31 protein-coding genes, 5 pseudogenes and 1 riboswitch are annotated in these 24515 nt (G+C 73.1%); of the genes and pseudogenes, 24 read left to right on the forward strand and 12 right to left on the reverse strand.

Annotated elements, in window-relative coordinates; all coding sequences use genetic code 11:
• Nucleotides 1-3: 3 nt before the first annotated feature.
• From U6N30_RS07945 to U6N30_RS07955, 3 genes are all read right to left on the reverse strand, one after another.
• Nucleotides 4-936: a restriction endonuclease gene (locus U6N30_RS07945; RefSeq protein ID WP_324276839.1), complete on the reverse strand. Its 933-nt coding sequence runs from the start codon at nucleotides 934-936 to the stop codon at nucleotides 4-6.
• Between the two features lie 130 nt (nucleotides 937-1066).
• Nucleotides 1067-1468, reverse strand: coding sequence for a hypothetical protein (locus U6N30_RS07950; protein ID WP_092202759.1), 402 nt, complete (start codon nucleotides 1466-1468; stop codon nucleotides 1067-1069).
• Between the two features lie 191 nt (nucleotides 1469-1659).
• The gene (locus U6N30_RS07955) at nucleotides 1660-1929 is read right to left on the reverse strand and encodes a hypothetical protein (protein ID WP_324276840.1); all 270 of its coding nucleotides are present in this window, start codon (nucleotides 1927-1929) and stop codon (nucleotides 1660-1662) included.
• A 323-nt stretch (nucleotides 1930-2252) separates the two neighbouring features.
• Between U6N30_RS07955 and U6N30_RS07960 the strand changes: the two genes are divergently transcribed.
• A complete protein-coding gene (locus tag U6N30_RS07960; RefSeq protein WP_324276841.1) occupies nucleotides 2253-2828 on the forward strand; it encodes a hypothetical protein in 576 nt (191 codons plus the stop codon).
• Between the two features lie 33 nt (nucleotides 2829-2861).
• On the opposite strand, the gene U6N30_RS07965 is transcribed toward U6N30_RS07960, so the two are convergent.
• A complete protein-coding gene (locus U6N30_RS07965) occupies nucleotides 2862-3323 on the reverse strand; it encodes a hypothetical protein (protein WP_324276842.1) in 462 nt (153 codons plus the stop codon).
• 153 nt (nucleotides 3324-3476) lie between these two features.
• Between U6N30_RS07965 and U6N30_RS07970 the strand changes: the two are divergent.
• Both U6N30_RS07970 and U6N30_RS07975 read left to right on the forward strand, forming a co-directional pair.
• Nucleotides 3477-4097 (forward strand): annotated as a pseudogene (locus U6N30_RS07970) (ComEC/Rec2 family competence protein); the annotation flags it as partial.
• Nucleotides 4085-4741, forward strand: a pseudogene (locus U6N30_RS07975) (ComEC/Rec2 family competence protein); the annotation flags it as partial. The pseudogenes U6N30_RS07970 and U6N30_RS07975, both read left to right, overlap by 13 nt.
• 415 nt (nucleotides 4742-5156) lie before the next feature.
• Here U6N30_RS07975 and U6N30_RS07980 read toward each other — a convergent pair.
• Nucleotides 5157-5300, reverse strand: a complete 144-nt coding sequence (locus U6N30_RS07980; RefSeq protein WP_324278664.1) for a hypothetical protein — start codon at nucleotides 5298-5300, stop codon at nucleotides 5157-5159.
• A gap of 407 nt (nucleotides 5301-5707) precedes the next feature.
• Here U6N30_RS07980 and U6N30_RS07985 point away from each other — a divergent pair, with 407 nt between their 5' ends.
• Nucleotides 5708-5884: a hypothetical protein gene (locus tag U6N30_RS07985; RefSeq protein WP_324276843.1), complete on the forward strand. Its 177-nt coding sequence runs from the start codon at nucleotides 5708-5710 to the stop codon at nucleotides 5882-5884.
• Between the two features lie 2 nt (nucleotides 5885-5886).
• A complete protein-coding gene (locus U6N30_RS07990; RefSeq protein WP_324276844.1) occupies nucleotides 5887-6102 on the forward strand; it encodes a hypothetical protein in 216 nt (71 codons plus the stop codon).
• Between the two features lie 76 nt (nucleotides 6103-6178).
• Here the strand turns inward: U6N30_RS07990 and rpsT are convergent, their stop codons facing one another.
• Nucleotides 6179-6439: a 30S ribosomal protein S20 gene (gene rpsT / locus U6N30_RS07995; RefSeq protein WP_324276845.1), complete on the reverse strand. Its 261-nt coding sequence runs from the start codon at nucleotides 6437-6439 to the stop codon at nucleotides 6179-6181.
• 325 nt (nucleotides 6440-6764) lie between these two features.
• Here rpsT and lepA point away from each other — a divergent pair.
• The 18 genes and pseudogenes from lepA (at nucleotide 6765) to U6N30_RS08080 (ending at nucleotide 20453) form a co-directional block, all read left to right on the forward strand.
• A pseudogene (gene lepA / locus U6N30_RS08000) lies at nucleotides 6765-8008 on the forward strand (translation elongation factor 4).
• A 151-nt stretch (nucleotides 8009-8159) separates the two neighbouring features.
• Entirely contained in the window at nucleotides 8160-8513 is a 354-nt protein-coding gene (locus U6N30_RS35345; protein WP_479690614.1) for a hypothetical protein, read from the forward strand.
• Nucleotides 8514-8587: 74 nt separating this feature from the next.
• Nucleotides 8588-9244 carry an MOSC domain-containing protein gene (locus U6N30_RS08005; RefSeq protein WP_324276846.1) on the forward strand — a complete coding sequence of 219 codons (657 nt, stop codon included), beginning with the start codon at nucleotides 8588-8590 and terminating at the stop codon, nucleotides 9242-9244.
• A gap of 69 nt (nucleotides 9245-9313) precedes the next feature.
• On the forward strand, nucleotides 9314-9799 hold the full coding sequence (locus U6N30_RS08010) for an LppX_LprAFG lipoprotein (RefSeq protein WP_324276847.1): 486 nt from the start codon (nucleotides 9314-9316) through the stop codon (nucleotides 9797-9799).
• Entirely contained in the window at nucleotides 9772-10017 is a 246-nt protein-coding gene (locus tag U6N30_RS08015) for a LolA-like protein (RefSeq protein WP_324276848.1), read from the forward strand. Before U6N30_RS08010 ends, U6N30_RS08015 begins: the two co-directional genes overlap by 28 nt.
• Nucleotides 10018-10184: 167 nt before the next feature.
• Nucleotides 10185-10691, forward strand: coding sequence for an MFS transporter (locus U6N30_RS08020; protein ID WP_324276849.1), 507 nt, complete (start codon nucleotides 10185-10187; stop codon nucleotides 10689-10691).
• Complete coding sequence (locus tag U6N30_RS08025) at nucleotides 10688-11194, forward strand: hypothetical protein (RefSeq protein ID WP_324276850.1); 507 nt, start codon at nucleotides 10688-10690, stop codon at nucleotides 11192-11194. The genes U6N30_RS08020 and U6N30_RS08025 overlap by 4 nt, the downstream gene beginning before the upstream one ends.
• Nucleotides 11086-11739: an MFS transporter gene (locus U6N30_RS08030; RefSeq protein ID WP_324276851.1), complete on the forward strand. Its 654-nt coding sequence runs from the start codon at nucleotides 11086-11088 to the stop codon at nucleotides 11737-11739. Before U6N30_RS08025 ends, U6N30_RS08030 begins: the two co-directional genes overlap by 109 nt.
• Nucleotides 11740-11743: 4 nt before the next feature.
• A riboswitch (guanidine-III (ykkC-III) riboswitch) is annotated at nucleotides 11744-11806 on the forward strand.
• Nucleotides 11807-11818: 12 nt separating this feature from the next.
• Nucleotides 11819-12133 (forward strand): DMT family transporter, encoded by a 315-nt coding sequence (locus U6N30_RS08035; RefSeq protein WP_324276852.1) that lies wholly within the window; start codon nucleotides 11819-11821, stop codon nucleotides 12131-12133.
• 202 nt (nucleotides 12134-12335) lie between these two features.
• Nucleotides 12336-13115, forward strand: a complete 780-nt coding sequence (locus U6N30_RS08040) for an AfsR/SARP family transcriptional regulator (protein ID WP_324276853.1) — start codon at nucleotides 12336-12338, stop codon at nucleotides 13113-13115.
• Complete coding sequence (locus tag U6N30_RS08045; protein WP_324278206.1) at nucleotides 13076-13426, forward strand: ATP-binding protein; 351 nt, start codon at nucleotides 13076-13078, stop codon at nucleotides 13424-13426. Before U6N30_RS08040 ends, U6N30_RS08045 begins: the two co-directional genes overlap by 40 nt.
• Before the next feature lie 459 nt (nucleotides 13427-13885).
• Nucleotides 13886-15796: an ATP-binding protein gene (locus U6N30_RS08050; protein ID WP_324276854.1), complete on the forward strand. Its 1911-nt coding sequence runs from the start codon at nucleotides 13886-13888 to the stop codon at nucleotides 15794-15796.
• A gap of 67 nt (nucleotides 15797-15863) precedes the next feature.
• Entirely contained in the window at nucleotides 15864-17183 is a 1320-nt protein-coding gene (locus U6N30_RS08055; RefSeq protein ID WP_324276855.1) for an FAD-binding oxidoreductase, read from the forward strand.
• A gap of 97 nt (nucleotides 17184-17280) precedes the next feature.
• Complete coding sequence (locus U6N30_RS08060; RefSeq protein WP_324276856.1) at nucleotides 17281-18144, forward strand: FAD-binding oxidoreductase; 864 nt, start codon at nucleotides 17281-17283, stop codon at nucleotides 18142-18144.
• A 385-nt stretch (nucleotides 18145-18529) separates the two neighbouring features.
• Nucleotides 18530-18679 (forward strand): hypothetical protein, encoded by a 150-nt coding sequence (locus U6N30_RS08065; RefSeq protein WP_324276857.1) that lies wholly within the window; start codon nucleotides 18530-18532, stop codon nucleotides 18677-18679.
• 167 nt (nucleotides 18680-18846) lie between these two features.
• Nucleotides 18847-19098 carry a hypothetical protein gene (locus U6N30_RS08070; RefSeq protein WP_324276858.1) on the forward strand — a complete coding sequence of 84 codons (252 nt, stop codon included), beginning with the start codon at nucleotides 18847-18849 and terminating at the stop codon, nucleotides 19096-19098.
• An 11-nt stretch (nucleotides 19099-19109) separates the two neighbouring features.
• Complete coding sequence (locus U6N30_RS08075; RefSeq protein ID WP_324278665.1) at nucleotides 19110-19253, forward strand: YciI family protein; 144 nt, start codon at nucleotides 19110-19112, stop codon at nucleotides 19251-19253.
• A 6-nt stretch (nucleotides 19254-19259) separates the two neighbouring features.
• A complete protein-coding gene (locus U6N30_RS08080) occupies nucleotides 19260-20453 on the forward strand; it encodes an RNA polymerase sigma factor (RefSeq protein ID WP_324276859.1) in 1194 nt (397 codons plus the stop codon).
• 77 nt (nucleotides 20454-20530) lie between these two features.
• Here the strand turns inward: U6N30_RS08080 and U6N30_RS08085 are convergent.
• From U6N30_RS08085 to selD, 6 genes and pseudogenes are all read right to left on the reverse strand, one after another.
• Nucleotides 20531-20617, reverse strand: a pseudogene (locus U6N30_RS08085) (Clp protease N-terminal domain-containing protein); the annotation flags it as partial.
• Nucleotides 20614-21009, reverse strand: coding sequence for a Clp protease N-terminal domain-containing protein (locus U6N30_RS08090; RefSeq protein WP_324276860.1), 396 nt, complete (start codon nucleotides 21007-21009; stop codon nucleotides 20614-20616). The pseudogene U6N30_RS08085 and the gene U6N30_RS08090, both read right to left, overlap by 4 nt.
• Nucleotides 21010-21011: 2 nt before the next feature.
• A complete protein-coding gene (locus U6N30_RS08095) occupies nucleotides 21012-21245 on the reverse strand; it encodes a helix-turn-helix domain-containing protein (RefSeq protein ID WP_324276861.1) in 234 nt (77 codons plus the stop codon).
• 140 nt (nucleotides 21246-21385) lie between these two features.
• On the reverse strand, nucleotides 21386-21574 hold the full coding sequence (locus tag U6N30_RS08100) for a hypothetical protein (protein ID WP_324276862.1): 189 nt from the start codon (nucleotides 21572-21574) through the stop codon (nucleotides 21386-21388).
• A 132-nt stretch (nucleotides 21575-21706) separates the two neighbouring features.
• Nucleotides 21707-22624, reverse strand: coding sequence for a zinc-binding dehydrogenase (locus U6N30_RS08105; protein WP_324276863.1), 918 nt, complete (start codon nucleotides 22622-22624; stop codon nucleotides 21707-21709).
• A 126-nt stretch (nucleotides 22625-22750) separates the two neighbouring features.
• A pseudogene (gene selD, locus U6N30_RS08110) lies at nucleotides 22751-23735 on the reverse strand (selenide, water dikinase SelD).
• A 252-nt stretch (nucleotides 23736-23987) separates the two neighbouring features.
• On the opposite strand from selD, the gene U6N30_RS08115 reads away from it, so the two are divergent.
• Nucleotides 23988-24437: a DUF6624 domain-containing protein gene (locus U6N30_RS08115; RefSeq protein WP_324276865.1), complete on the forward strand. Its 450-nt coding sequence runs from the start codon at nucleotides 23988-23990 to the stop codon at nucleotides 24435-24437.
• The last annotated feature ends 78 nt before the right edge of the window (nucleotides 24438-24515 follow it).

Genomic DNA, 24515 nt, shown 5'->3' on the forward strand with positions numbered 1-24515 from the left:
GAGTCAGGACTCGTCGAAGAAGTCCTCGTCGACTCGTTTGAGCACGAACGTCTCCGAGTCCTGTGCGCCGATGTTGTGCTTGACCAGCAGCTCGGCCAGCGTCGCGCCATCGATGAGAATTACGCGGGCGTTGACCTTCTCGGCGTAGTCCAGGGCATCCTGGCTGAAGCGGCTGGTGGTGATGAAGACGCCCCTGTCGGCCTGGGCCCCGTGCAAGGCACCGACGAAGCCCTGGATGTCTGGCCGTCCGACCGTGCGCTCAGCGGCGTATCGCTTCGCCTGCACGTAGATGCGGTCCAGCCCGAGCGGGTCCTGCTTGATCACGCCGTCCAGGCCCTCATCGCCGGAACGGCCCAGCCGCTCAGCGGATCCGGCTGCGCCGCCGTAGCCCATTGCCGTCAGGACTTGGAGGACCAGGACTTCGAGGAAAGCCGGGTCCCGCTCACGGATCCGCATGAGGATGTCCGAGGCAACGGCGGCGTTGTTCTCCTTGATGGCGGTGGTGATGGTCTCGCGGGGCGCGCCCACCGATGCGGCCGCCTCAGCCGATGACGCGGGCTGGGCAGCGTCATCCTTCGCCTGCTGCTGCGTCCGGGCTCGGGACTTGAACTCGCGGAACTCCTCGAACTGCGTGAGTACGCGGTTGTCCACTCGGGCGGGATGGTCGCGGAGCACTTGCAGGCCGCGTTCAGTGATCTGGTTGATCGCCCGCCTCGGGCGGCGGATGAGACCCGCTTGCACCATGTAGGTGATCGCCCAGCCCACGCGGTTGTCGAAGACGGGGATGCCGCTCTTGATCAGCTCCTGCCGGTCTTCTTCGGTGATGCCCATCTCGGCGGCCACGACCTCGCGGATTTCACTGGCGGGGCGCGGTTGGCCATCTTGCAGCGCGCGGAGGACGGGGGCCATGAAGGTCTGGTACTCCGGGACTGCCATGCCCTACTTCCTGCGTCGCTGACTGGAAACGATCGCACCCTAACTGCGCCGACGGGCCGACGCCGGGACACACGGGATCCTTGGCTACCGCGCGGGCCAGCCGACGGACTCGACGCTCCAACGAGCAGCATCACGCCGTCTCGGCAGCTCGCTCCGCTCGCCGTGCAGCCTGGCGCTGTTTCGCCTCCTCGTTGAACTGGTCGAACTGCGTCTCCAGCGCACGTAGCCGTCTCTTATACGTAAGTCGGGTGCGGCGCGGGTGCCACAGGTAGTCGTAGAGCAGTGCGCTGTGGCCCTTCGACCAGTCATCGAGGGCCTCCCACTCGCCGACCAGCAGGTCAGCGCCCTTGATGCGGTAGACGGTTGACCAACCCCGCGCTGCGCGAACGAACTGGTCGGTCAGCTTGCGAGGGACCCCTGCCGCGAGGCACTCGATGTGCACAGACCGGACTGCTTGCTCCCAGGCTTCGGAGTCGAACGCCTTTTCCTTCTCAACGAGCGACCACTGCGGTAGAAGGCTCTCCAGCTTCATAGCGGCTTCGCGCACCTGCGACCTTGCCCGCCTACGGCCAGGAGCCGCAGATACGAGGTTCGAGACGACACCCCCAGACCACCAGCTGACGCGAGCCCGGCGATGGTCGACCACTCCATGCCGCCAAGGCTCGCACGGCGTGGTCCTCAGACAGCGATGACGGGGTCGTGCCGGGCGGCGGCGGAGTAGGTCTAGTGGACGGGCGAGACCCGCCCCTCGGCATCGACGGCGTACAGGTCGATGCGCAGTCGGCCACGCACCCATGCGGGGACGCGTTGCGCCTTGGTCACTGCTTCGTCCGGCACGACCACGGCGTAGCGGACTTCGGGCGCGTCCTCAGTCTCCATGCGGCGCAATAGCTGTCCGTACAGGATGTCCAGGACCGTCCCGGTGTCCGGCCCGGCTCGCCCCTTCACTTCCGCGTACATCGTCTGCCCGTCCCGCTGGGCTACGACGTCCACCCACTTGACCCCGGTCTCGACGGCCCAGCCTTGAGGTAGTCGCAGAACGCGGTCACCACCCGGGCCTCGTCGCCCTTCATGGCATCCATCCCCTCGGTCCGTGTTCGGCCAAGGACCCGAGCGGTGCCCCGAGCCGGCAGCCGCTGAACGTCCGCGTGGTCGGCCGTGACCGGCAGCGGTCAGTCGCAGAGTGCGAGACCTGCGTCCGTCAGGTCGCTCATGTCCCGGACCTTCTCAGACCCGTTGACGCGCCCGCCGTCGGTTCCTTCCGGCAGCGGTAGGCCGTCCGCCTGGGGTCGTCAGCCTGTGATGAGGTCGGTGGCATGTACCCCGGCCCGGACGTTCTGCAAGAAGTCGGTCGCGTCACCATCTCGGGATCTCGACTCGACCTACAGATGGGACTCCTCTGGCATCACCTCGACCGCAGCACCCCGTTCGAGGAGACGCGTCGGAAGGGCGGCGGGGAACAGGACCGGCAGGTGCGGAAGCTGGCGAAGGCGCGGCTGACCGGGCCGCTACAGGACCGGGTGCTGGCCGCTGCGAAGCTGGCCTACGCGGCACGGAGACGACGCAACGAGATCGTCCACCAGGACTGGCTGCTACGCGGACGCGAGGCCATGCGTCCGGTGTCCGAGTGGCTTCGGGTCGCGCCGGATGACCAGGCCGCCTACTTGGAACAGTGGGATCGCGAATCCGTGGACTCCAACGTGTGGCAGCGGGTCCCTAGTCGGGAGACCAGCGTGGAGCCTGCGCAGTCGCTCGATGAGCTGATCGCGGTCGAGCGGGCGCTGTCCGAGGCCACAGATCTGATCAGCGAGCTGACGTACGCCGTCGCCAGCTCGCGCGAGACGGGCATCCCTCCGGGCTACGTGCAGCCGAATGATGCCGCCCAGGCGTAGCTGTGCCGCTGCGGTGACGCGAACGACGTGCGTCTACAGGCTGCGTTCGAGGTCCTCGGGACCCAGTTTCACAGTCTTGCTGTAGACCTTGCGGCCGTCGGGCAAGCAGATCCCGGCCTGCGCCCGGACGGAGCGTTCCTTCGTGACACCCATCTGCGCCGCTATGGTGGCCGGGTACTCCCAGTGGTCAGAGTGGTACCCCTCGATGGTCTTGGCTCCGACGGTGTTGCTCGGGATGAAGACGTCCTTCTGACCGCGCACCTTCCAGTGCGGGTTGCTCACCTCGACCTTCGCCAGACCGGTGTTGGTGACCGTCAGGCTCAGTATCTTGGCGAGCGGGGCGAAGGTGCCGTCCCACTTACTGATGGCTTTTCCCTTGCTGACGCTCACGCGTACCCGCACCCCGGCGCGCCGGAACGTGCGCACAGCAAGGAGGAAGCCCGCGATCGCCACGGCGAGGGAGATGCAGGACAGGACGAAGGCGGCTACGAGCACGAAGCGAACGCTCCCACGGCGACATCGCTCGACGTCAGCGAGGCCCGGAATTGCCATCTGGCCTGCTGTTATGCGTGGGGCCCCCGGGCGGATCTTGTGCCATACGTCTAACTGACGTTGACGGGGGCGAACGTCGCCATCGTGCTGGCCGGTGTGCTGCGGCCGCTCCGTCGTCGGGCGGTGGACCGCCGGGTGCAGGCCGCCGTCGCGGCCCTCGCTCTCGTCGGGTTCGTCGTTCTGGCCCGGCCGGATCCGAGCGTCGTCCGCGCGGCTGCCATGGGTGCGGTGACCCTGCTGGCCCTGGCGTCGGGCCGCTCCCGTGCGGCCGTCCCGGCACTGAGCGCAGCGGTCTGCGTGCTCCTCCTGCTCGATCCCGGGCTGGCGAGGGATGCGGGGTTCGCGCTCTCCGTCGCGGCCACCGCGGGCATCGTCCTGCTGGCGCCCGGATGGTCCCGGCGGCTCCGCGAGCGCGGCTGCTGGGCCCTGCTGGCCGACGCGGTGGCCGTGAGCGCGGCCGCGGGCCTGGTCACTGCGCCGATCGTCGCCGGGCTGTCGGGGACGGTCAGCCTCGTCTCGCTGCCGGCCAACCTGCTCGCCGCGCCGGCGGTCCCGCCGGCCACCGTCCTCGGGCTGCTCGCCGCGACTGTGGGGGTTCCGCTGCCCTGGGTCGCCGACCTGCTGGTCTGGCTGGCCGGCTGGCCGACCCGGTGGCTGGTCCTCGTGGCCGAGCGCGCGGCCGGTGTGCCGGACGGCGCGACGGGATGGCCGGCCGGGACGACCGGTGCCGTGCTGCTGACAGTCCTCCTCGTGGCCGCCGGCTGGGCGCTGTGGCGCTTCCGACGGCTCCGTCCCCTCGCTCTCGCCGGTCTCGTCGGTCTGCTCGTCCTCGGCTGGCCGGTACGCCAGGTGGTACGGGGGTGGCCGCCGTCCGACGCCCTGGTCGTCGCCTGCGACGTGGGACAGGGGACGCCTTCGTGCTGCCCACCGGATCGGGTGCCGGGGTGCTCGTCGACGCCGGTCCCGAGGTGGGCCCGGTGGACCGCTGCCTGGACCGGCTCGGGATCGACACGCTGCCGCTGGTGCTCGTCTCGCACCTGGACGCCGATCACGTGGGCGGACTGGCGGGCGCGCTGGGTGGCAGGGACGTCGGAGTCGTCGCGACGGGGACGATCTCGCCCGCCGACGACCGGGTGCGCGGCTTCGAGGACCAGGTGCGGCGGGCCGGGGGCGAACGAATGGTCCTCGTGCCGGGGGACCGGCGCACGGTGGGCGGTGTGACGGTGGAGGTCCTGGCGCCGGCTCCCGAGCGGGTGAGCGCAGCGGCCGAGGCGAACGACATGTCCCTCGTCGTCCGCGCGACGGCCGGCGGTGTCGCGATCCTCTTCACCGGCGATCTCGGTGCGGAGGAGGAGGCGCACCTGGTCTCGGCCGGGACCGACCTGCGCGCTGACGTCCTGAAGGTGCCCCACCACGGGAGCGGTGACGCCGATCCGGAGTTCCTCACCGCCAGCGGCGCCCGCGTCGCGCTCATCTCCGTCGGCGCCGACAACACCTACGGCCACCCCACCGAGCGGCTGCTCACCTGGCTGGCCAGGGCGGGCATGCGGGTGCACCGCACCGACCGGCAGGGCGACCTCGCGGTGGTGGGGTCGGGCAGCGGGTGGGGGATCGCGACCCGGGGCCAGCCAGCGGGAGCGGCAGCGATCGACGGCCCGACCGCGAGGGACGTGCCGTCCGCACGGGAGCGTCGGTCCGCCGTGACACGATGCAGAGGTGGCGGCTCGACCTGTGGAACCCACCTCCCGGCTGCGCGTCGTGATGGGCGAGGAAGAGCTACTGCGGGCGCGGGCCGTCGGCGCCGTCCGCACCGCCGTGCTCGGCCGCCACCCCGACGCGGAGGTGCACGAGCTCCCGGCCGCGGGGCTGCCGATCGGGCAGCTGGCCGACGTCCTCGCACCCTCGCTGTTCGGCGAGCACCGGCTCGTCGTGGTGCTCGGGGTCCAGGAGGCCGCCGGTGCGCTGTCGGATGCGCTGATCGGCTACGCCAAGGACCCCGATCCCGAGCTGACCCTGGTGATCGTCCACTTCGGCGGCAAACGCAACGAGGCCCTGGTCAAGGCCTTCACGGCGGCCGGTGCGGCGCTCGACGAGTGCCCGAAGCTGAAGTCACCCGGTGACCTGGCCGGGTTCGCCCGCAACGAGGTGCGGCAGTTCGGTGGTCGCATCACGGCCGACGCGGTGACCGCGCTCGTCGACGCGATCGGCAACGACCTGCGGCAGCTGTCGGCGGCCGCGAGCCAGCTGGTGTCGGACTTCGGGGGACGATCGACGGCGACGCCGTCGCGCGCTTCCATCGCGGCCAGGCAGAGGTCACCGGCTTCACCGTGGCCGAACGGGTGCTGGTCGGCGACCGGGCCGGCTCGATCGAGATGCTGCGGTGGGCCCTGGAACGCGGGGTGCCGCACGTCCTCATCGCCGACGCCATCGCCGACGGCGTGCGCACCGCCGCCCGCGTCGCCTCACTCAGCTCGACCAACCCGGGGAGCTGGCCCGCACCCTGAAGATGCCGCCCTGGAAGGTGAAGAAGGCGCAGGCCCAGTCGCGGGGGTGGAGCATCGACGGGCTCCAGCAGGCCATCGGTGTGGCCGCGGAGCTCAACGCGGACGTCAAGGGTGCCGCCGCGAGCGCCGACTACGCCCTCGAACGGGCCGTCCGCCGCATCGTCACCATCCGCGCGGAGACCGGCAGGGGCGGCCGGGCCGCCTACCCCGGCCGCTGACCGCACGGGAAAGCGACGAGCCCCGTCCCGCAGGGGAGGGGCTCGTTCGGTCCGCGCCGGAGCGCGGCCCACCGGCTCAGAGGCCGGCGACCTGCTTGGCCAGACCCGACTTGCGGTTGGCCGCCTGGTTCTTGTGGATGACGCCCTTGCTGGCGGCCTTGTCGAGCTGCTTGGCGGCGACCTGGAAGGCGGTGGCCGCAGCCGCGGCGTCGCCGGCGTCAGCGGCCTTGTGGACGCGCCGGACGGCCGTCTTCAGGGCGGACTTGACGGCAACGTTGCGCTGACGCGCCTTCTCGTTGGTCTTGATCCGCTTGAGCTGGGACTTGATGTTCGCCACGCGTGAGCCTCGGTGTCTCGACAGGAGGGAGTACTTCTGACAGTCGTTCGTGCGTCCGGGCGGCATGCGCCACAGGACCGGCCTGCAAGATTACCAGCGTCGGTCGCCGGACCCCAACCCGCGGTCCGGCGACGCTCGGCACAGCCCGAGTCGGGCCTCCAGGACCGCACGGCGCACCGGATTCCCGGCACTCGCCCGGACCGGCCCGGGGCCGTGGGACGATGGCCGCACTGTGACGACTCCTGCCACCACCGATCCGGCCCTCATCCGGAACTTCTGCATCATCGCCCACATCGACCACGGAAAGTCGACGCTGGCCGACCGGATGCTCGAGGTCACCGGACTCGTCGAGGGCGCCACATGCGCGCCCAGTACCTCGACCGGATGGACATCGAGCGCGAGCGCGGCATCACCATCAAGGCGCAGAACGTGCGCCTGCCCTGGACACCGCGCTCGGGCGCGCACACCGGCACCGAGTACGTCCTCGACATGATCGACACCCCCGGGCACGTGGACTTCACCTACGAGGTGTCCCGGTCGCTGGCCGCCTGCGAGGGCGCCGTCCTCCTCGTCGACGCCGCGCAGGGCATCGAGGCCCAGACGCTGGCCAACCTCTACCTGGCGCTGGAGAACGACCTCACGATCATCCCGGTGCTCAACAAGATCGACCTGCCGGCGGCGCAGCCCGAGCGGTACGCGGAGGAGATCGCGCACATCATCGGCTGCGAGCCCGACGACGTCATGCGCGTCAGCGGCAAGACCGGCGTCGGCGTGCCCGAGCTGCTGGACCGCATCGTCGAGGAGATCCCCGCGCCCACCGGCGAGGCGCAGGACCCGGCCCGGGCGATGATCTTCGACTCCGTCTACGACATCTACCGCGGCGTCATCACCTACGTCCGCGTCGTCGACGGCCGGATCTCCTCCCGCGACAAGATCAAGATGATGTCGACCGGCGCGACCCACGAGCTGCTGGAGATCGGGGTCATCTCGCCGGAGCCAAAGCCGGTCGAGAGCCTGGGCGTCGGCGAGGTCGGCTACTTCATCACCGGTGTGAAGGACGTGCGCCAGTCCCGCGTCGGCGACACCGTGACGCTGCAGCACAAGCCGGCCGCCGAGTCGATCGGCGGCTACCGCGACCCCAAGCCGATGGTCTACTCCGGCCTCTATCCCATCGACGGCAGCGAGTACCCGCTGCTGCGCGAGGCGCTGGACAAGCTGCTGCTCAACGACGCCGCGCTGACCTACGAGCCCGAGACGTCGGCGGCGCTGGGCTTCGGCTTCCGGGTGGGCTTCCTCGGCCTGCTGCACCTGGAGATCGTCCGCGAGCGGCTGGAGCGCGAGGCGGGCATCAGCCTCATCTCCACCGCGCCCAACGTGGTCTACCGGGTGGTCATGGAGGACGGCACCGAGATCACGGTGACCAACCCCAGTGACTGGCCGGCGGGCAAGATCTCGGCGATCTACGAGCCGATCGTCAACGCCACGATCATCGCGCCGAGCGACTACACCGGCGCGATCATGGAGCTCTGCCAGGCCGCCGCGGCCAGCTGGGCGGGATGGACTACCTGAGCGAGTCCCGCGTGGAGCTGCGCTACGTGCTGCCGCTGGGGAGATCATCTTCGACTTCTTCGACGCGCTGAAGTCGCGCACCCGCGGATACGCCTCGCTGGACTACTCCGAGGGCGGCGAGCAGGAGTCGAAGCTGGTCAAGGTCGACATCCTGCTCCAGGGCGAGGCCGTCGACGCCTTCAGCGCGATCGTGCACAAGGACAAGGCCTACAGCTACGGCGTGATGATGGCCGGCAAGCTGCGCGAGCTCATCCCGCGGCAGCAGTTCGAGGTGCCCATCCAGGCCGCCGTCGGCTCCCGGGTCATCGCGCGCGAGACCGTGCGCGCCATCCGCAAGGACGTCCTCGCCAAGTGCTACGGCGGTGACATCACCCGCAAGCGGAAGCTGCTGGAGAAGCAGAAAGAGGGCAAGAAGCGGATGAAGATGGTCGGCCGCGTCGAGGTTCCCCAGGAGGCGTTCGTCGCCGCGCTCTCCACGAACGAGTCCACCGCGTCCAAGAAGTGAGCGAGCTCGCGAACTCACCGAGGGACAGAGCACCTGGCGGGCACGCGCTCGACGAGCGTGAGCGAGGAGAGGGCGTGCCCGCGCGGGTCGACGCGGTCTGCGTCTCGGGCACCGACCTGCCCTCGGTTCCGGGCCGCAAGCCGGTCCGGACCGGCATCGACAAGCGGCCGGTTGCCGGCCGGATCGCCGTCCACGGGCTCGGTCTGGACGGCGACGTGCAGGTCAACCGCAAGTACCACGGCGGGGAGGGGCAGGCGGTCTACGCCTACGCCCAGGAGGACGCCGACTTCTGGATCGCCGAGCTCGGCCGCCAGCTGCCGCCGGGGCGCTTCGGCGAGAACCTCCGGACCAGCGGCCTGGACCTCACCGGGGCCCTGCTCGGTGAGCGGTGGCGGATCGGGACGGCGCTGTTCGAGGTCACCGCACCACGCATCCCCTGCGCCAACTTCGCCCGGTTCTGGGACGAGCCGCAGCTGGTCAGGCGCTTCACCGCCCACGGCGCGACCGGCGCCTACCTCCGGGTCCTGGAGACCGGCGAGCTCGGCGAGGGGGACGGTATCGACGTCGTCCACCGCCCCGACCACGGCGTCACGACCGGCCGGGCGTTCCGCATCTTCACGACCCAGAAGGCCCGCGTCGCCGAGCTCGCCCCGGCGGTGCACCACCTGCCGCTGAAGGACCAACCGAGGTTCCGGACCCGCATCGACGCGCGGACCACGGCCAGCGCCTGAGCGGCACGGCGGCGCGCTACTGTCCGCCGCGATACGCCGGGTTCCTTTCCCGGCCCACGGGAGGTCTCCATGCGCCGCACGGCGGCACCGCTGCTCGCCCTCGCGCTGCTCGCCGTCCCGGCGTTGTCCGGCTGCGGCGGCGACGACGCCGGCGACACCGAGTCGGCCGCCGACCTGCTGGCGCAGGCCAAGCAGACCCTCGACGAGGCCGACAGCGCGCACTTCGTCCTGACCAGCGAGGGTGCGCCAGAGACCGGGACCGCGCTGGTCGGGGGCGAGGGCGACATCGCCCGGCCGGCCGCCTTCGAGGGCACCCTCCAGGTCCTGGCCATGGGCTCCACGCTGGACCTCGCCGTGGTCTCGGTCGACGGCACGGTCTACGCCCAGCTGCCCTTCACGTCCGGCTTCAGCGAGGTCGACCCGGCGCAGTTCGGGTTCGGCGACCCGGGCGAGCTCATCGACGCCGACACCGGGATCTCCCAGCTCCTGTCGTCGGCGGAGTCGGCCGAGCTGGGGAGGAGCGCCGGGTGGACGGCGAGGTGGTCCGCGAGGTGACGGCGGAGCTGCCCGGCGAGCTCGTGGAGCAGCTCCTCACCAGCGAGGACCCGAGCCGGCCGGTCGATGCCCGCTTCTCGATCGCCGTCGACAGCGGCGAGCTGCGGCGGGCGCAGCTGACCGGGCCGTTCTTCACGGCGGAGGACGACGCGACCTACATCCTCGAGCTGAGCGACTTCGGGGCCGATGTCGAGATCACCGCACCGGCCACCGGCTGAGCAGGGGTCGGCGCCGGCAGACCGGCACCCGGCCTCCCGCTCGTCGTCCTCGCCACGCTGGCCGTCCTGGTCACCGCGGCCGACACCTACGTCGTCGTCCTCGCGCTGCCCGACATCCTCACCGGGGTCGGCGTCGGGCTGGACGAGCTGCAGCGGGCCACCCCATCGTGGGCGGCTTCCTGCTCGGGTACACCGCCACGCTGCCGCTGCTCGGGCGCCTGGCCGACCTCCGCGGCCGTGTTCCGGTGCTGGTCGGCTGCCTGCTGCTGTTCGCGCTGGGCTCGCTGCTCACCGCCACCGCCGACACCCTGGGTCCGGCCGTGATCGGTCGCGGACTGCAGGGCATCGGGGCCGGCGGCCTGGTGCCGGCGACCCTCGCGCTCGTCGCCGACCGCTGGCCGCCGGAGCGCCGTGCGCTGCCGCTCGGCGTCGTCGGTGCCGTCCAGGAGGCAGGCGCGGTGCTCGGACCGCTGGCCGGGGCGGCGGTGCTCGCGTTCGCGGACTGGCGGGCCATCTTCTGGCTGAACCTGCTGCTCGGGCTGGCCCTCGCGGTCGGCGCCGCGGTCACCGGCGGGGTGCGCCGCCCCGACCCGCTCGGGCTGGGGCTCGCGGCGCTCACCGCGCTCGCCCTCGGTCTCCAGCTGGCCGCTCCGCTGCGCTGGCGGAGGACGTGACGCTCGGCCTGCTCTACGTGCCCGTCGCCGGCGCCCTGGAGTGGACCACCCCGCTCGTGCTGGTCGGCCTGGCCTCGGGGGCGGCCCTGGTGGCACGCAGCCTGCTGGCACCGAGAGGCGCGGTGATCCCGTTGCGGGGGCTGCGGCGGCTGGCCGGTGAGGTCGACGTGGTCGGGTCGACGCTGGCCGTCGTCGCGCTGGGAAGCCTCGTGTGGGCGTTCGCGGCGGCGGATCCGGCGACCGAGATCGTGGCGCACGGCCCGCTCCTCCTCCCGGTGGCGCTGGCGGCCGCGGTGGCCTTCGTCTGGCACGAGCGCCGGACCGAGGAGCCGGTGCTGCCGCTGCAGGCGCTGCGGCCGGTCGGCGCGTGGGGGCGCTGCTGGTCAACCTCCTGGTGGGTGCCGCCCTGGTCGCGGCGCTGGTCGACATCCCGCTCTTCGCGCGTGCCACGACGACGCCGGGGGACCAGCTCGGCGCGGCGCTCGTGCTGCTCCGGTTGCTGATCGCCGTCCCGGTCGGCGCGGTCGCCGGCGGCCTGCTGTGCCGCACCGTGCCCCCGCGTCTCGTCGCCGCCGGCGGGATGGCGCTGACCACGGTCGCCTTCGTGGTCATGACCTCCTGGGACGCGCGTTCCCTGGACGGCGTCGCATCGACCGTCGTCCTGGTCGCGGCCGGCCTCGGGTTCGGGCTGGCCATCGCCCCCGTCAACGCCGTGCTGCTCGCGGTGACGCGGGCCGAGATGCACGGCAGCGCCAGCGCGCTGGCCGTCGTCGCCCGCACGGTGGGCATGCTGGCCGGGTTGTCGCTGCTCACCGCCGTGGCGCTGCGCCGGTTCACCGCCGAGGTGGACGCCATCGGCACGCCCTTCGAGCTCTGCCCGGAGACGCCCGCGGACTGCGCCGTCTACGACGCGGCCACCGATGCGGCTGTCCTCACCCAGCTGCACACCGTGTTCGCCGGGGCCGCGATCGCGGCGGGTCTGGCGGCGCTCGCCGCGCTGGTCCTGCTGCGCGAGAGCAGGCCGGCCGAGCACGCCGTGGGAAGCTAGCCGGGAGCCGCCGATCCGGCTCCCGGACGAGGGGTGCCGTACCCGGTGGGCGACAAGACGGTGCCGGTGGAGGTCCGTCGTGTCGTGGTTGGTGCTCGTCGTGTCCGGGGTGCTCGAGGCGGTGTGGGCCACGGCCCTGGGTCGCTCGGAGGGGTTCAGCCGCCTCGCCCCGTCGATCGTGTTCGGGATCGCTCTCGTGCTGAGCATGGCCGGCCTGGCCTACGCGATGCGGGAGCTGCCGGTGGGCACGTCCTACGCCGTCTGGGTCGGCATCGGGGCCTCGCTCACCGTCGTCTACGCGATGGTGACCGGCACCGAACCGGTGTCACTGGTGAAGGTGCTGCTGATCGTCGGGCTCATCGGCTGCGTCGTCGGGCTCAAGCTCGTCCACTGATCCCGACGGCGGCCCAACCGCTCCACGGGGCGTGCTTCCTCGTCTAGCTTTCCTGCGAGGGAGGCGCTGTGGACGGCACCGGGCAGCTGCGGATCAGCCTGCTGGGTGCGTGCACGGCCACCTCCGGGGAACCCCTCTCGACCTCGGAGGACCTCGCCAGCGCGCCGTCCTCGTCGTCCTGATCCTCGCCCGCGGCGAAGTCGTGCCCGTCGAGCGACTGACCGAGGCGGTGTGGGGTGACCGGCCGCCGGCCGACGCCGCGGGCGCACTGCAGGCCTACGTGTCACACCTGCGTCGGCGGCTGCAGCCGGGGAGTGCGGCCCGGGCGCGCACGTCGATCATCGTCAGTGCGGGGCGCGGGTACGCGGTACGGCTGCCCGAGGACGCCGTCGACGTGTGGCGCTTCGAGCGGCTGCTCGACCGGTCGGGAACGGCGCCCGCCGCCGCGACCGTGCAGCTCGTCGGCGAGGCGCTCGCACTGTGGCGCGGCCCTCCGCTGGCGGAGTGGACGGACGAGCCGTGGGCCGAGGCGGAGATCGCCCGCCTGGCCGAGCTCCGCACGGTGGCCCGAGAACGGCTGATGGCGGTGCGCCTGGAGCTGGGCGAGGCAGCACTGCTCGTCCCCGACCTGGAGGCCATGGTCGCGGAGGAACCGCTGCGCGAGGAGCGGTGGCGGCTGCTCGCGCTCGCCCTCTACCGGGCGAACCGGCAGGCCGACGCCCTCGGTGCCCTCCGCCGGGCACGGACGACGCTGGCCGACGAGCTCGGTGTCGATCCTGGCCCCCGTTGCGGGAGCTGGAGCGCCAGGTGCTGGCCCATGCGCCGGAACTCGGCGTGCCGCTGCAGCGCTCGCGCGCCGCGGAGGTCCGAGCGGCGGCTCCCCAGCACGTCCCCGAGGATCTGCTGGACCGGGAGCGAGAACTGGCCGCCGTCCGCGCTGCACTGGCAGACCTCACGTCCGGAGACCCACGGCTGCTCCTGATCGAGGGCCCGGCGGGCATCGGCAAGACGCGGCTCCTCACCGAGGCGCGGCGGCTCGCGGCGGAGCGCTCGGTGCGAGTGCTCACGGCCCGCGGCAGCCAGCTGGAGAAGACCTTCGGCTTCGGGGTGGTGCGGCAGCTGTTCGAGCCGCAGCTCACCGACCCGGGGCGCCGGGACGAGCTGCTGGCCGGCGCCGCCGCCAGCGCGCGCGGCGTCTTCGATCCCATGGGAGGGAGTCGCCCGACGGGTCCTTCGCCGCCCTGCACGGGCTGTACTGCGTCGCCGTCAACCTCACGGCCGACGGGCCGGTGATGCTGGCGATCGACGACGTCCAGTGGTGCGACAGCGCCTCGCTGCGGGCGCTGGCCTACCTCGTGCGACGGCTGGAGGCGGTGCCGGTCCTCGTCGTCGGGACGGTGCGCACGGGTGAGGCCCACGAGGACGAGGAGCTGCTGGCGGAGCTGGCGCTCGAGCCGGCCGCCGTCGTCCTCCGGCCGACGACGCTGTCCCTCGACGCCGTGACCGAGCTGGTCGGACGGCGACTGGGGAGCCGATCTCACCCCTGTTCGCGGTGGCCTGCCACCGCACCACGTCGGGCAACCCGCTGTTGCTCCGCCAGCTGCTCCGCGCTCTCGAGGCCGACGGGGTCCGGCCCGACGCCGCCCACGCCGACGTTGTCGTCGCCGTCGGGTCCCGCGCGATCTCGAGCATGGTGCTCATGCGGCTTCGCCGGCTGGGGGCGCGGCACCGGCGGTCGCCTGCGCCGCCGGCGTGCTGGGCGACGGAGCGCCGCTCCCCGTGGTCGCCGCGCTGGCGGAGCTGCCGGAACCGGACACCGCCGCGGCCCTCGCCGCACTCGCGCGCGCGGAGGTCGTCAAGGACGAACAGCCGCTGGCGTTCGTGCATCCGCTGGTACGCGAGGCGGTGTACCGCGACCAGCCGGCCGCGGAGCGGGCGCTGCGGCACGAGCGCGCGGCCGGCCTGCTGCGCGCGGCCGGGGCCACCGACGAGCAGGTGGCCGCACACCTGCTGCTGGCTCCGGTCCGCGGCGACGGCGAGGCGACGGAGGTGCTGTGCCGCGCGGCGCGGACGGCGGCCGAGCGCGGCGCGGCCGACAGCGCCGTGACCTACCTGCGGCGGGCGCTCGAGGAGCTGCCCGCCGACGCGCAGCGGTGCGACCTCCTCCGCGAGCTCGGGATGCTGGAGTCGCTGGTGGACGGCGCGGCGAGCACCGAGCACCTGCTCCAGGCCTACGAGCGCCTGACGGACCCGCGGGAACGGGCCGACGTCGCCGTGGCGATCGCCCGGACCCAGGTGTTCGCGAGCCCACCCGGGGCGGCCACCGCCTTCGCGAGGCGGGCCGCCGACGCCCTGCCCGGCGACCTGGCCGATCATCGCCAGGCCCTGCTGGCGATCGAGCTGGTCAGCGGCTACATGCACGCGCTCGACCCCGCCCTCTGGCGGCACCCCGTCCCGGACCCGGACGGGGAGGGGTACGGGGCACAGATGCTGGCGGCGGCGCTGGCCTACGACGTGACCATCGAGGGCGCCGACCGCGAGCGGGCCGTCCGGCTGGCTCGCTTCGCGCTGGAGGGCGACCGGCTGTGGGCGGTGGACCACGGGCTCTTCTGGGTCGTCGCGGCGATCATCCGCATGCTCGCCGACGACGACCTGGGGGACTTCTGGGCCCGCGCCCGTGCCGAGGCGCATGCCCGCGGATCGCTGTTCGCTGTCCTCTCCACCAACCTGTGGCAGGGGTTCTGGCACTGGCGCCGGGGTGAGCTGACCGAGGCCGACTCGTGCCTCGCCAACGCCCTCGACGAGAGCCGGATGTGGGGTGGCGCGGGCATCGCCCCGCCCTTCGCCCTGGCCTTCCTCATCGGCTGCCACCTGGACCGCGGCGATCTCGCCGCCGCGCGGGCCACGGCCGATGCGGCGGGGGCGGCGCCCGCGCTGGGGGACGGCGGCCGGCTCCTGCAGCACGCGATCGCACGGGTGCTCACCGCCGAGGGCCACCACGACCGCGCCCTGGCGGTGCTGGACGCGGTCCCGACGCCGGTTCCCGTGCCGAACCCGGTGTGGAACCCATGGCGCAGCACCGCGGCGCTCGCGCTCCGAGGCCTCGGCCGTACGGACGACGCCGTCGCCGTGGCCGAGGAGGAGGTGCGGCTGCTGCGCCGCTGGGGCGCGCCCGGTCATCTCGGCGCGTCGCTGCGGCTGCTCGGCGAGCTCCGCGGAGCCGCGGGGCTGGACCACCTCCGGGAGGCGGTCGGCCTGCTGGCCACGACGACGGCCGCCGTCGACCTCGCCCGCGCCCGCTGCGCGCTGGGGGCGAGACCGGAGCTGCCGGACCACGAGGCGGTGCCGTTGCTGCGCGCCGCGCTCGAGGAGGCGCACGCCAGGGCCGCGGTGGGCATCCGGGACCGGGCACGGGCGGCTCTCCAGCGGCGGGGGTGTCCCGACGCCGTCGAACGGGAGAGCGTCCTGGCGCCGACGGCGACCGAACTCCGGATCCTCGAGTTGTCGGCCGGAGGGCTCGGGATCCGCGAGGTGGCCCAGCAGCTGTTCCTCACCCCGGGCATGGTGCGCACGGTGCTGGAGAAGGCGTCCGCCGCCGGCCTCAAGTTCCTCTCAAGTCCCAGCGGCGAGGGTCGGGCACTGGCAACCGGGAGGACCCCGTGACGCAGCAGCAGATCCCGACGGCGCCGCCGGCCCCGCTGAGGCGCTGCGCGGGCTGTGCGGTGGGTCCGTGCAGCTGCCGGGCGACCCGGCCTACGACATGGCCCGCTCGCCGTGGAACCTCCAGGTGCGCGACCACCCCGCCGCAGTGGCCTACCCGGCATTCCCCGACGAGGTGGCCGAGGTCCTGGTCGCGGCGGCGGGAGCGGGCCTGCAGGTCGCCGCCCAGGGGACGGGCCACGGCGCCCCGCCGCTCGAGGGCCGATTGGGCGGCGCCGTCCTGCTGCGCACCTCGGCGATGACGGACCTGGAGATCGACACCGACCGCCGGACGGTCCGTGCGGGCGCCGGTGTGCTGTGGGGAGACCTGGCCGAGCTCGCCGGCCGGCACGGCCTGGCCGCCCGGCACCCCTCGTCACCCGACGTCGGCGTCGTCGGCTACTCGCTGGGCGGTGGCATCGGCTGGTACGCCCGGAAGCTGGGTCTCCAGTGCAACGCCGTCTCCGCCGTCGACCTGGTCCTCGCCGACGGCACCTGCGTGCGCGCGACCGCTGACGAGGAGCCCGAGCTGTTCTGGGCGCTGCGCGGAGGCGCGGCGCCGCTGGGCGTAGTCACCGCGCTCGAGTTCCAGCTCTTCCCGCTCGAGACCGTCGTCGCCGGGCACCTGTCCTGGGACTGGACGGCGGTGGAGCGGGTGCTCCCTGCCTGGGTGGCCTGGTGCGCGGATGCCCGCGAGGAGGTCACCACGGCCTTCCGCCTGCTCGACATCCCGGCCGACGACGCGGTCCCGGCCGAACTGCGGGGCCGGCGCATCGCCATGATCGACGGCGCCGTGCTGGGGGACGACGCCGCCGCCGCGGAGGTCCTCGCGCCGCTGCGCGCCCTCGCCCCCGAGTTCGACACGGTCACCCGCGTGCCCGCGGCCTCGCTCGTGCGGCTGCACCTCGATCCCGAGGGGCCGACGCCGGCCTACGCCAGCAGCACCCTCGTCTCCGGCCTGCCCGACGCGGCGATCGCCGGCATCGTCGAGGCGGTCGGTCCCGGCTCGGGAACGCGGCTGGCCGCAGCGGAGCTGCGCCAGCTCGGCGGGGCGCTGTCCCGCCCGGATCCCGACGGCGGCGCGTTGGCCGCCCTGGACGGGGAGTTCCTCGCCCTGGGTCTCGGTCTCGGCGGTGGGGACGACGCCGACTGGGCACGCCAGCGGGAGGACGCCGGCCGGTTCCTGGCCGCGGTGGAGGCCTGGGCGACAGGGCGGCAGTACCTGCCGATGGTCGATGCGCGCACCGACACCCGGAAGGTGTTCCCGCCCGGTGTGCACGCTCGGCTCTCCGCCGTCCGTCGTGCCGTCGACCCGGGCGGTCTCTTCCTGGCGGCGCACGGCCCGGCCTGAGGCCGGGCTCAAGTCGCGCCTCAACCTCACCGCAGGCTCCCGTCAAGGGCCACGGCCCACGGTTCCTCCATCAGTCAGACCCGACCTGGAGGACCCCATGACCCTCACCCTCGACGCCCCCTACGTCGACTCGGACATCTCGTTCGACGCCCTGCGCGCCGAGCTGACCGGCTCCCTGCACACCCCCGGCGAGCCGGAGTACGACGCGCTCGTGAGCCCCTGGAACCTCGCCGTCCCGATGCGGCCGGCCGCCGTCGTCGCCGTCCGCACGGCCGAGGACGTCGTCGCCGCCGTCCGCTTCGCGGGTGCCCGCGGCCTCACCGCCGGCGTGCAGGCCACCGGCCACGGCGCGGAGCGGTCGCTCGCCGGCCATCTGCTCGTCCTCACCCGCGGCCTGGACGAGGTCACCGTGCACCCGGAGGGCTGGGCCCGCATCGGGTCCGGCGTGAAGTGGTCGGGGCTGGTCCCGATCGCGGCGTCCCACGGCCTGGCGGGGGTCAACGGCTCGACCACCGACGTCAGCATCGTCGGCTACACGACCGGTGGTGGCGTCGGTCCGCTGGCCCGTACGTACGGGATCAACGCCGACCGGGTGCGCGCCTTCGAGGTGGTCACCGGCGACGGCGTCTTCCGCCGGGTGACCGCGACCGAGCACCCCGACCTGTTCTTCGCGCTCCGCGGCGGCAAGGGCGCCGCCGGCATCGTGACTGCCATGGAGTTCGATCTGATCCGGATGCCGGAGTTCTACGGCGGGGCGATCTACTTCGACGCGGCGGACGCGGCCCGGGTCGTCGACCGGTGGCGGGGCTGGGCCGACGACCTGCCGGAACTGGGGACGACGTCCTTCGCGATCTTCCAGCTGCCGCCGCTGCCCGAGATCCCGCCGCCGCTCGCCGGCCGGATGAGCCTGGCCATCCGGTTCCTGTGGGCGGGGAGCCCTCCGAGGGCGCCCGGCTGCTGAACCAGCTGCGGGAGGTGGCGCCGGTGATCCTGGACGACGCCCGGCTGCGGCCCTACACCGAGATCGACTCGGTGCACGCCGACCCGGTCGACCCGATGCCCGTCGTCGACCCGGCGATCCTGCTGGACGCGTTCCCCGCGGAGGCGGCCGAGCGGCTGCTCTCCGTCGCCGGCGCCGGGTCGGGATCGCCGCAGGTGATCGTCGAGGTCCGGCACCTGGGTGGGGCCTACTCCCGCGAGGGCGCACACCCGAGCGCCTTCAACCACCGGGCGGCCCGCTTCAGCGTGCTGACGGTCGGGATGGCGATCGACGAGGGCATGGCCGCCGGCTCTCTGGCGCACGCCGACCAGGTGTTCACCGCCCTGGCCGACTGGGACACGGGGGCGTGTGGCCGAACTTCGGGATCCCGCACGACGCCGTCTCCGCCCGTCGGTCCTACGACGAGCCGACGCTCGCCCGGCTCCGACAGGTGGTCGACACCTACGACCCGCAGGGCGTCCTGCAGGCGGGGGCGTACACGCGGGCGATCGACTGACGACCGCATCCCGACGGTGCCCGGACGTGCAGGACCACGTCCGGGCACCGTCGCGCGCCCGAGGCAGGTCGGAAAAAGTACGCCGTGGGATGTCGAGAACCCCCGCGCGGCTCCGTCCCCCGGGTGGAGGCGGCCAGAATGGGTCGCACCTCACCAGGGAGAACACGATGGCCAAGTACCTGTTGCTCAAGCACTACCGGGGCGCCCCCGCAGCGGTCAACGACGTGCCGATGGACCAGTGGACGCCGGAGGAGGTCACCGCCCACATCCAGTACATGCAGGACTTCGCCGATCGGCTCCAGGGAACCGGCGAGTTCGTCGACGGTCAGGCCCTCTCGGCGGACGGCACGTGGGTCCGCTCCGACGGCGAGGGCGGCCGCCGGTCACCGACGGCCCCTTCGCGGAGACCAAGGACCTGATCGCCGGCTGGATGGTGATCGACGTCGACAGCTACGAGCGGGCGATCGAACTGGCCGGCGAGCTGTCCGCTGCACCGGGCGCCGGCGGGAAGCCGATCCACGAGTGGCTCGAGCTGCGCCCGTTCCTCACCATGCCGCCGACCGTCACGGAGTGACTCTCGGTGGACCGCACGGTTGACGAGGCCCTGCTGCGGGCGCTCATCCCCACCGTGATCGGGATCCTCGGCCGCCGCGGAGTCGACTTCGCGGCGGCCGAGGACGCCGTCCAGGAGGCCCTGGTCGAGGCCGTGCGCGTGTGGCCGGACGACCCTCCGCGGGACCCGAAGGCGTGGCTGGTGACCGTCGCCTGGCGCCGCTTCCTCGACGTCGTCCGGGCGGACGCCTCCCGCCGGCGGCGTGAGGTCCTGGTCGACGACGAGCCCGTGCCCGGGCCGGCCGAGGCGGTGGACGACACGCTGCGGCTCTACTTCCTGTGCGCCCACCCGACCCTGACGCCGGCCTCGGCGGTGGCGCTGACGCTGCGCGCGGTGGGCGGGCTGACCACGCGGCAGATCGCGCAGGCCTACCTCGTGCCGGAGGCGACCATGGCGCAGCGCATCAGCCGCGCCAAGAAGACGGTGTCGGGCGTGCGGTTCGACCAGCCCGGGGACGTCGGCACCGTGCTGCGCGTCCTCTACCTCGTCTTCAACGAGGGCTACTCGGGCGACGTCGACCTGGCCGCCGAGGCGATCCGGCTCACCCGCCAGCTGGCGGCCGGGATCGAGCACGAGGAGGTGGCGGGACTGCTCGCGCTCATGCTGCTCCACTCCGCGCGACGGCCGGCGCGGACCCGCCCCGACGGCACTCTCGTGCCCCTGGCCGAGCAGGACCGCACCCGGTGGGACACCCGACTGATCGCCGAAGGGGTCGAGGTGCTCCAGGCGGCTCTCGCCCGCGACCGCCTGGGCGAGTTCCAGGCCCAGGCCGCGATCGCCGCCCTCCACGCCGACGCCCGCACCGCGCCGGAGACCGACTGGGTGCAGATCGTCGAGTGGTACGACGAGCTGGTGCGGCTCACCGGCAGCCCGGTGGCCGGCCTCAACCGCGCCGTCGCGGTCGGCGAGGCCGACGGCCCGCGAGCCGGCCTGGCCGCCCTGGCCGTGCTCGACCCTGCGCTGCCGCGGTACACCGCCGTCGCGGCGTACTTGCACGAGCGGGACGGGAACCCGGGCACCGCGGCCCGGCTCTACGCCGACGCCGCCCGAGCCGCGGCCAACCTGCCCGAGCGCGACCACCTGACGCGCCAGGCCGCCCGGCTGAACGCGCAGCTGCGCGACGCGACGGCAGAGGACGGCCGTCCTCGTCCGGCCCGGTGAACGCACGGCCCGACGGGGTCAGGCCCCCGGAGGGCCTCGGCGAGGTCGCGGCGCAGCTCCACCGTGTCGACGCGGCGGTCGGTCAGGACCCTCATGGCGAGGCCCTCGCCCTCGCGCAGCAGGCCGAGCGCGATGTGCCCGTCGGTGATCATCTTCGTCTTCATCGCGATGGCCTCCCTGAGCGAGAGCTCCAGCACCTTCTTCGCGCGGGGGTGAAGGGGATGTGACCGGCCGACGCCGTCGAGCCCGTTGGCCGGTCCAGCGCCCCGGGGCCGAAACTCGCCTCGACCGAGGTGCGGACGGCGTCCAGGTCGATGCCCAGCGCCGTCAGCGCGTCGGCGTCCAGGTCGCCGTCGCCGACATAGCCGACGACCGCCTCCACCACGGCGTCGTGGGTGAGCCCGTGCCGCGTCAGCACGGCTGCGCTCGGCGTCGGCTGGCGCAGCAGGCTCAGGAGCAGGTGCTCGGTGCCGATGCGGCCGGAGTGCAGCCGCCGCGCCTCGTCCTGCGCACGGACGACGGTCTGCCGGGCCTCGAGGGTGAACCGTTCGAACATGGTCAGTCCTTCCGCCGGAGCGGCCCGCGACCGCTCGCGTACTTCTTGTGCACCGCCTGCCGGGTCACGCCCAGGAGCTGGGCGATCTGCTCCCACGTCCAGCCCTGATCGCGCGCGTTGCCCACCTGCAGCGCCTCCAGCCGCTCGACGAGCGTCCGGAGGGAACGCACGGCCTTGAGGCCGATCGCGGGATCCCGGCTGCCGGCGGCCGATGCCACCTGCGCTGTGTCCGCCATGGTTGTCAACCTAAGTTGCGTCCCCACGATTGTCAATTCCGGTTGACACGGCGGTTCGAGTGAGCGGTTGCGGTCGGCGACACGTGAGGACACGCCGGGCAGGGCGACCACAACTGCCCTCTCGTCGCCGGACCCGATGCTCAGGGCTCCGGGTGGACCTCGAAGTGCGTCACCGTGGCCTCCCGGTCCACCAGGTACCGGTCGTCCTCGGGGTAGAAGACGGCGCGGGATATGTCGTCGCCCGCGAAGCCGGCGATCACCTCGCGTGACTTCCAGAAGCTCAGCGTCAGGATCTCGGTGCGCCCGTCGTCGAGGTCGCGGGTGAGCATGTGAGCACCCGGTTGCCCGGTGTCCGGCGGTACTCGCTCATGCCGGTGTCCTCGACGTAGCCGACGTAGGCGTCGCGGCCCCCTGCAGGGGCCCGCCGCGAGCGCGCGAGCGGCGGGGGGCAGGGGTGTTTCTCAGAGCGTGAAGACGATCTTCCCGTTGGTCCGGCCCTCGAGCATGCGGGCGAAGCCGTCGCGCGCCTCGCGCAGCGGCAGCTCGACGTCGATCTGCGGGCGGATGCCGGTGACGGCGCACATCCGGATCAGGGACTCGAGCTCGGCCTTGGTGCCCATCGTGGAGCCCACGACCGACAGCTGGGTGAAGAACACCCGGTTGAGCTCCGCGCCCGGGTTGAAGCCGGTGGTGGCACCGGAGGTCACCAGCACCCCACCGGGCTTGAGCGACTTGATGCTGTGGCTCCAGGTCGCCTCACCGACGGTCTCCATGACGCCGTCGACCCGCTCGGGCAGCCGGGCGCCGGTCTCGAACGCCTCGTCGGCACCGAGGGCGAGGGCCGCGGCCCGCTTCTCCTCGCTGCGCCCGGTCACCCAGACCCGGAAGCCGGCGGCGCGGCCGAGCACGATCAGCGCCGTCGCGACGCCACCGCTGGCGCCCTGCACGAGCACGGTCTGACCCGGCCGCAGCCCCGACTTCACGAACAGCATCCGGTAGGCGGTCAGCCAGGCCGTGGGCAGGCAGGCGGCCTCGCCGAACGACAGCTCGGAGGGCTTGGGCAGCAGGTTCCGCTTCGGGACGGCGACCTTCTCGGCCATCGACCCCTGGTGCACCTCCGAGAGCAGCGACCGCTTGGGGTCCAGCGTCTCGTCGCCCATCCAGTCCGGCGTGGAGATCACGCCGTGCACCACGACCTCGTTGCCGTCCTCGTCGATGCCCGCGGCGTCCGTGCCGAGGATCATCGGCATCCGCTCCTCGGGCAGACCGATGCCACGCAGGCTGAACAGGTCGTGGTGGTTGAGCGAGACCGCCTTCACCTGGATCGTCGTCCAGCCCTCGGGCGCCTCCGGCTCCGGCCGGTCGCCCACCTCCAGCACGGAGAGGGGTCCTTCGGGGCGGCGGTGGAGACGAAGGCGGCGAGCATGTGTCGGACGCTAACCGAGCCGCCGATCAGCGGCGACGGCAACCCGTGCGCGCGGGGGCTCGCGGCGGAAGACGCCCCGTCAGCGGAGGACGACGACGAACTCCCCGCGCTCCACGAACTCGCCGATCACCGGGGCCCCGGGTACCTCGCCGCCCAGCAGCAGGCCGCCCGACGTCTGGGCGTCGGCGAGCAGCAAAGCCTCGTCCTCCGACACCGCCGACAGGTCGGTCTGCGGCCGGACCCAGTCCAGGTTGCGGCGGGTGCCGCCGGAGACGAACCCTCGGCCAGCGCTTCCCGCGCGCCGGCCAGGTAGGGGACGGCGGCGGCGTCGACCACCGCGGTCACCCCGCTCGCGCGGGCCATCTTGTAGAGGTGCCCGAGCAGCCCGAAGCCGGTGACGTCGGTGCCCGCCCGGATCCCGGCGCGGACCGCGGCCTCACCGGCCGCCCGGTTGAGCGTGGTCATCGAGGCGACCGCCTCCTCCGACACCTCGCCGGTCGCCTTCATCCGGCTGTTCAGGACGCCGACGCCCAGCGGCTTGGTCAGCGACAGGGCGGTCCCGGCCACGGCGGCGTCGTTGCGGATGATCCGGTCGAGGTCGACCAGGCCCGTCACGGCCATCCCGTACTTGGGCTCGGGATCGTCGATCGAGTGGCCGCCGCCGACGTGGCACCCCGCCTCCTGGGCCACCTCGAGGCCGCCGCGCAGCACCTCGGCGGCGAGCTCGGCGGGAAGGACGTCGCGCGGCCAGCCGAGCAGGTTGACGGCGACGACGGGGCTGCCGCCCATCGCGTACACGTCGGACAGCGCGTTGGCCGCGGCGATCCGGCCGAACGTGTAGGCGTCGTCGACCACGGGGGTGAAGAAGTCGGTCGTGAGCACCAGCCCCTGGCCGCCCGGGAGGCGCACGACCGCGGCGTCGTCGCCGTCGTCCAGCCCCACGACGAGCTCGGCGTTGGGGAGGCGGGGCCGGTGGAGGTGAGCCCGGCGACGACGGACTCCAGCTCACCGGGCGGGATCTTGCAGGCGCAGCCGCCGCCGTGCGCGTACTGGGTGAGCCGGATGCGGGCGGGTGCGGTGGTCACGCCTCCGACGGTAGCCCCAGCGGGGCGGGGCGTGATCATGAGCCAGGGCCCCGTGGAGGTCGCCATGCGCATGCTGCTGCTCGCCTTCGTGGTCGTGCTCGTGACCGGCTGCTCGGACGACGGTTCCGGGACGTCCGCGGCCCCGTCCAGGTCCGCCACGACGACGAGCGCCACGGCCAAGGAGTCGCGGCCCCGGGCTTCGACCAGCAACTGCACGAGGAACTGCTCGCCATGCTCGGGCGGGACCAGAGCGGCCGCACGGGCGGTCCGGACGCCGAGGGCGACGCCGCCCGTACCGAACGGCTCGAAGAAATCCTCGACGAGCACGGGTGGCCGACCGTCCAGCTCGTCGGCGAGGACGGCGAGGACGCCGCCTGGGCCATCGCCCAGCACTCCGACCAGGACCCGGCCTTCCAGCGGCGGGCGCTGGAGCTCCTGCGGACAGCCGTGGCGGCCGGGCAGGCGTCACCGGGCAACCTCGCGTACCTCGAGGACCGGGTGGCCGTCGGGGCGGGGCAGCCCCAGACGTACGGCACCCAGGTGGGGTGCGGTCCGGATGGCCCGCAGCCTGCGACTCCGCTCGCCGACCCGGCCGCGGTCGAGGGTCTCCGGGCGGCTGCCCGCCTGGAGCCACTGGCCGACTACCTGGCCGAGATGGCGGAGATCTGCGCCGCCGACTGAAGAAGGACCCCGTCCTCCTCATCCCTCGCAAGCTCGGGAAGAGCCTCTGGACGGGGCCGATGGAGGGCCCTGCAGCAG

It is taken from the genome of Blastococcus brunescens, from assembly GCF_035320885.1.
Lineage (GTDB): Bacteria > Actinomycetota > Actinomycetes > Mycobacteriales > Geodermatophilaceae > Blastococcus_B > Blastococcus_B brunescens.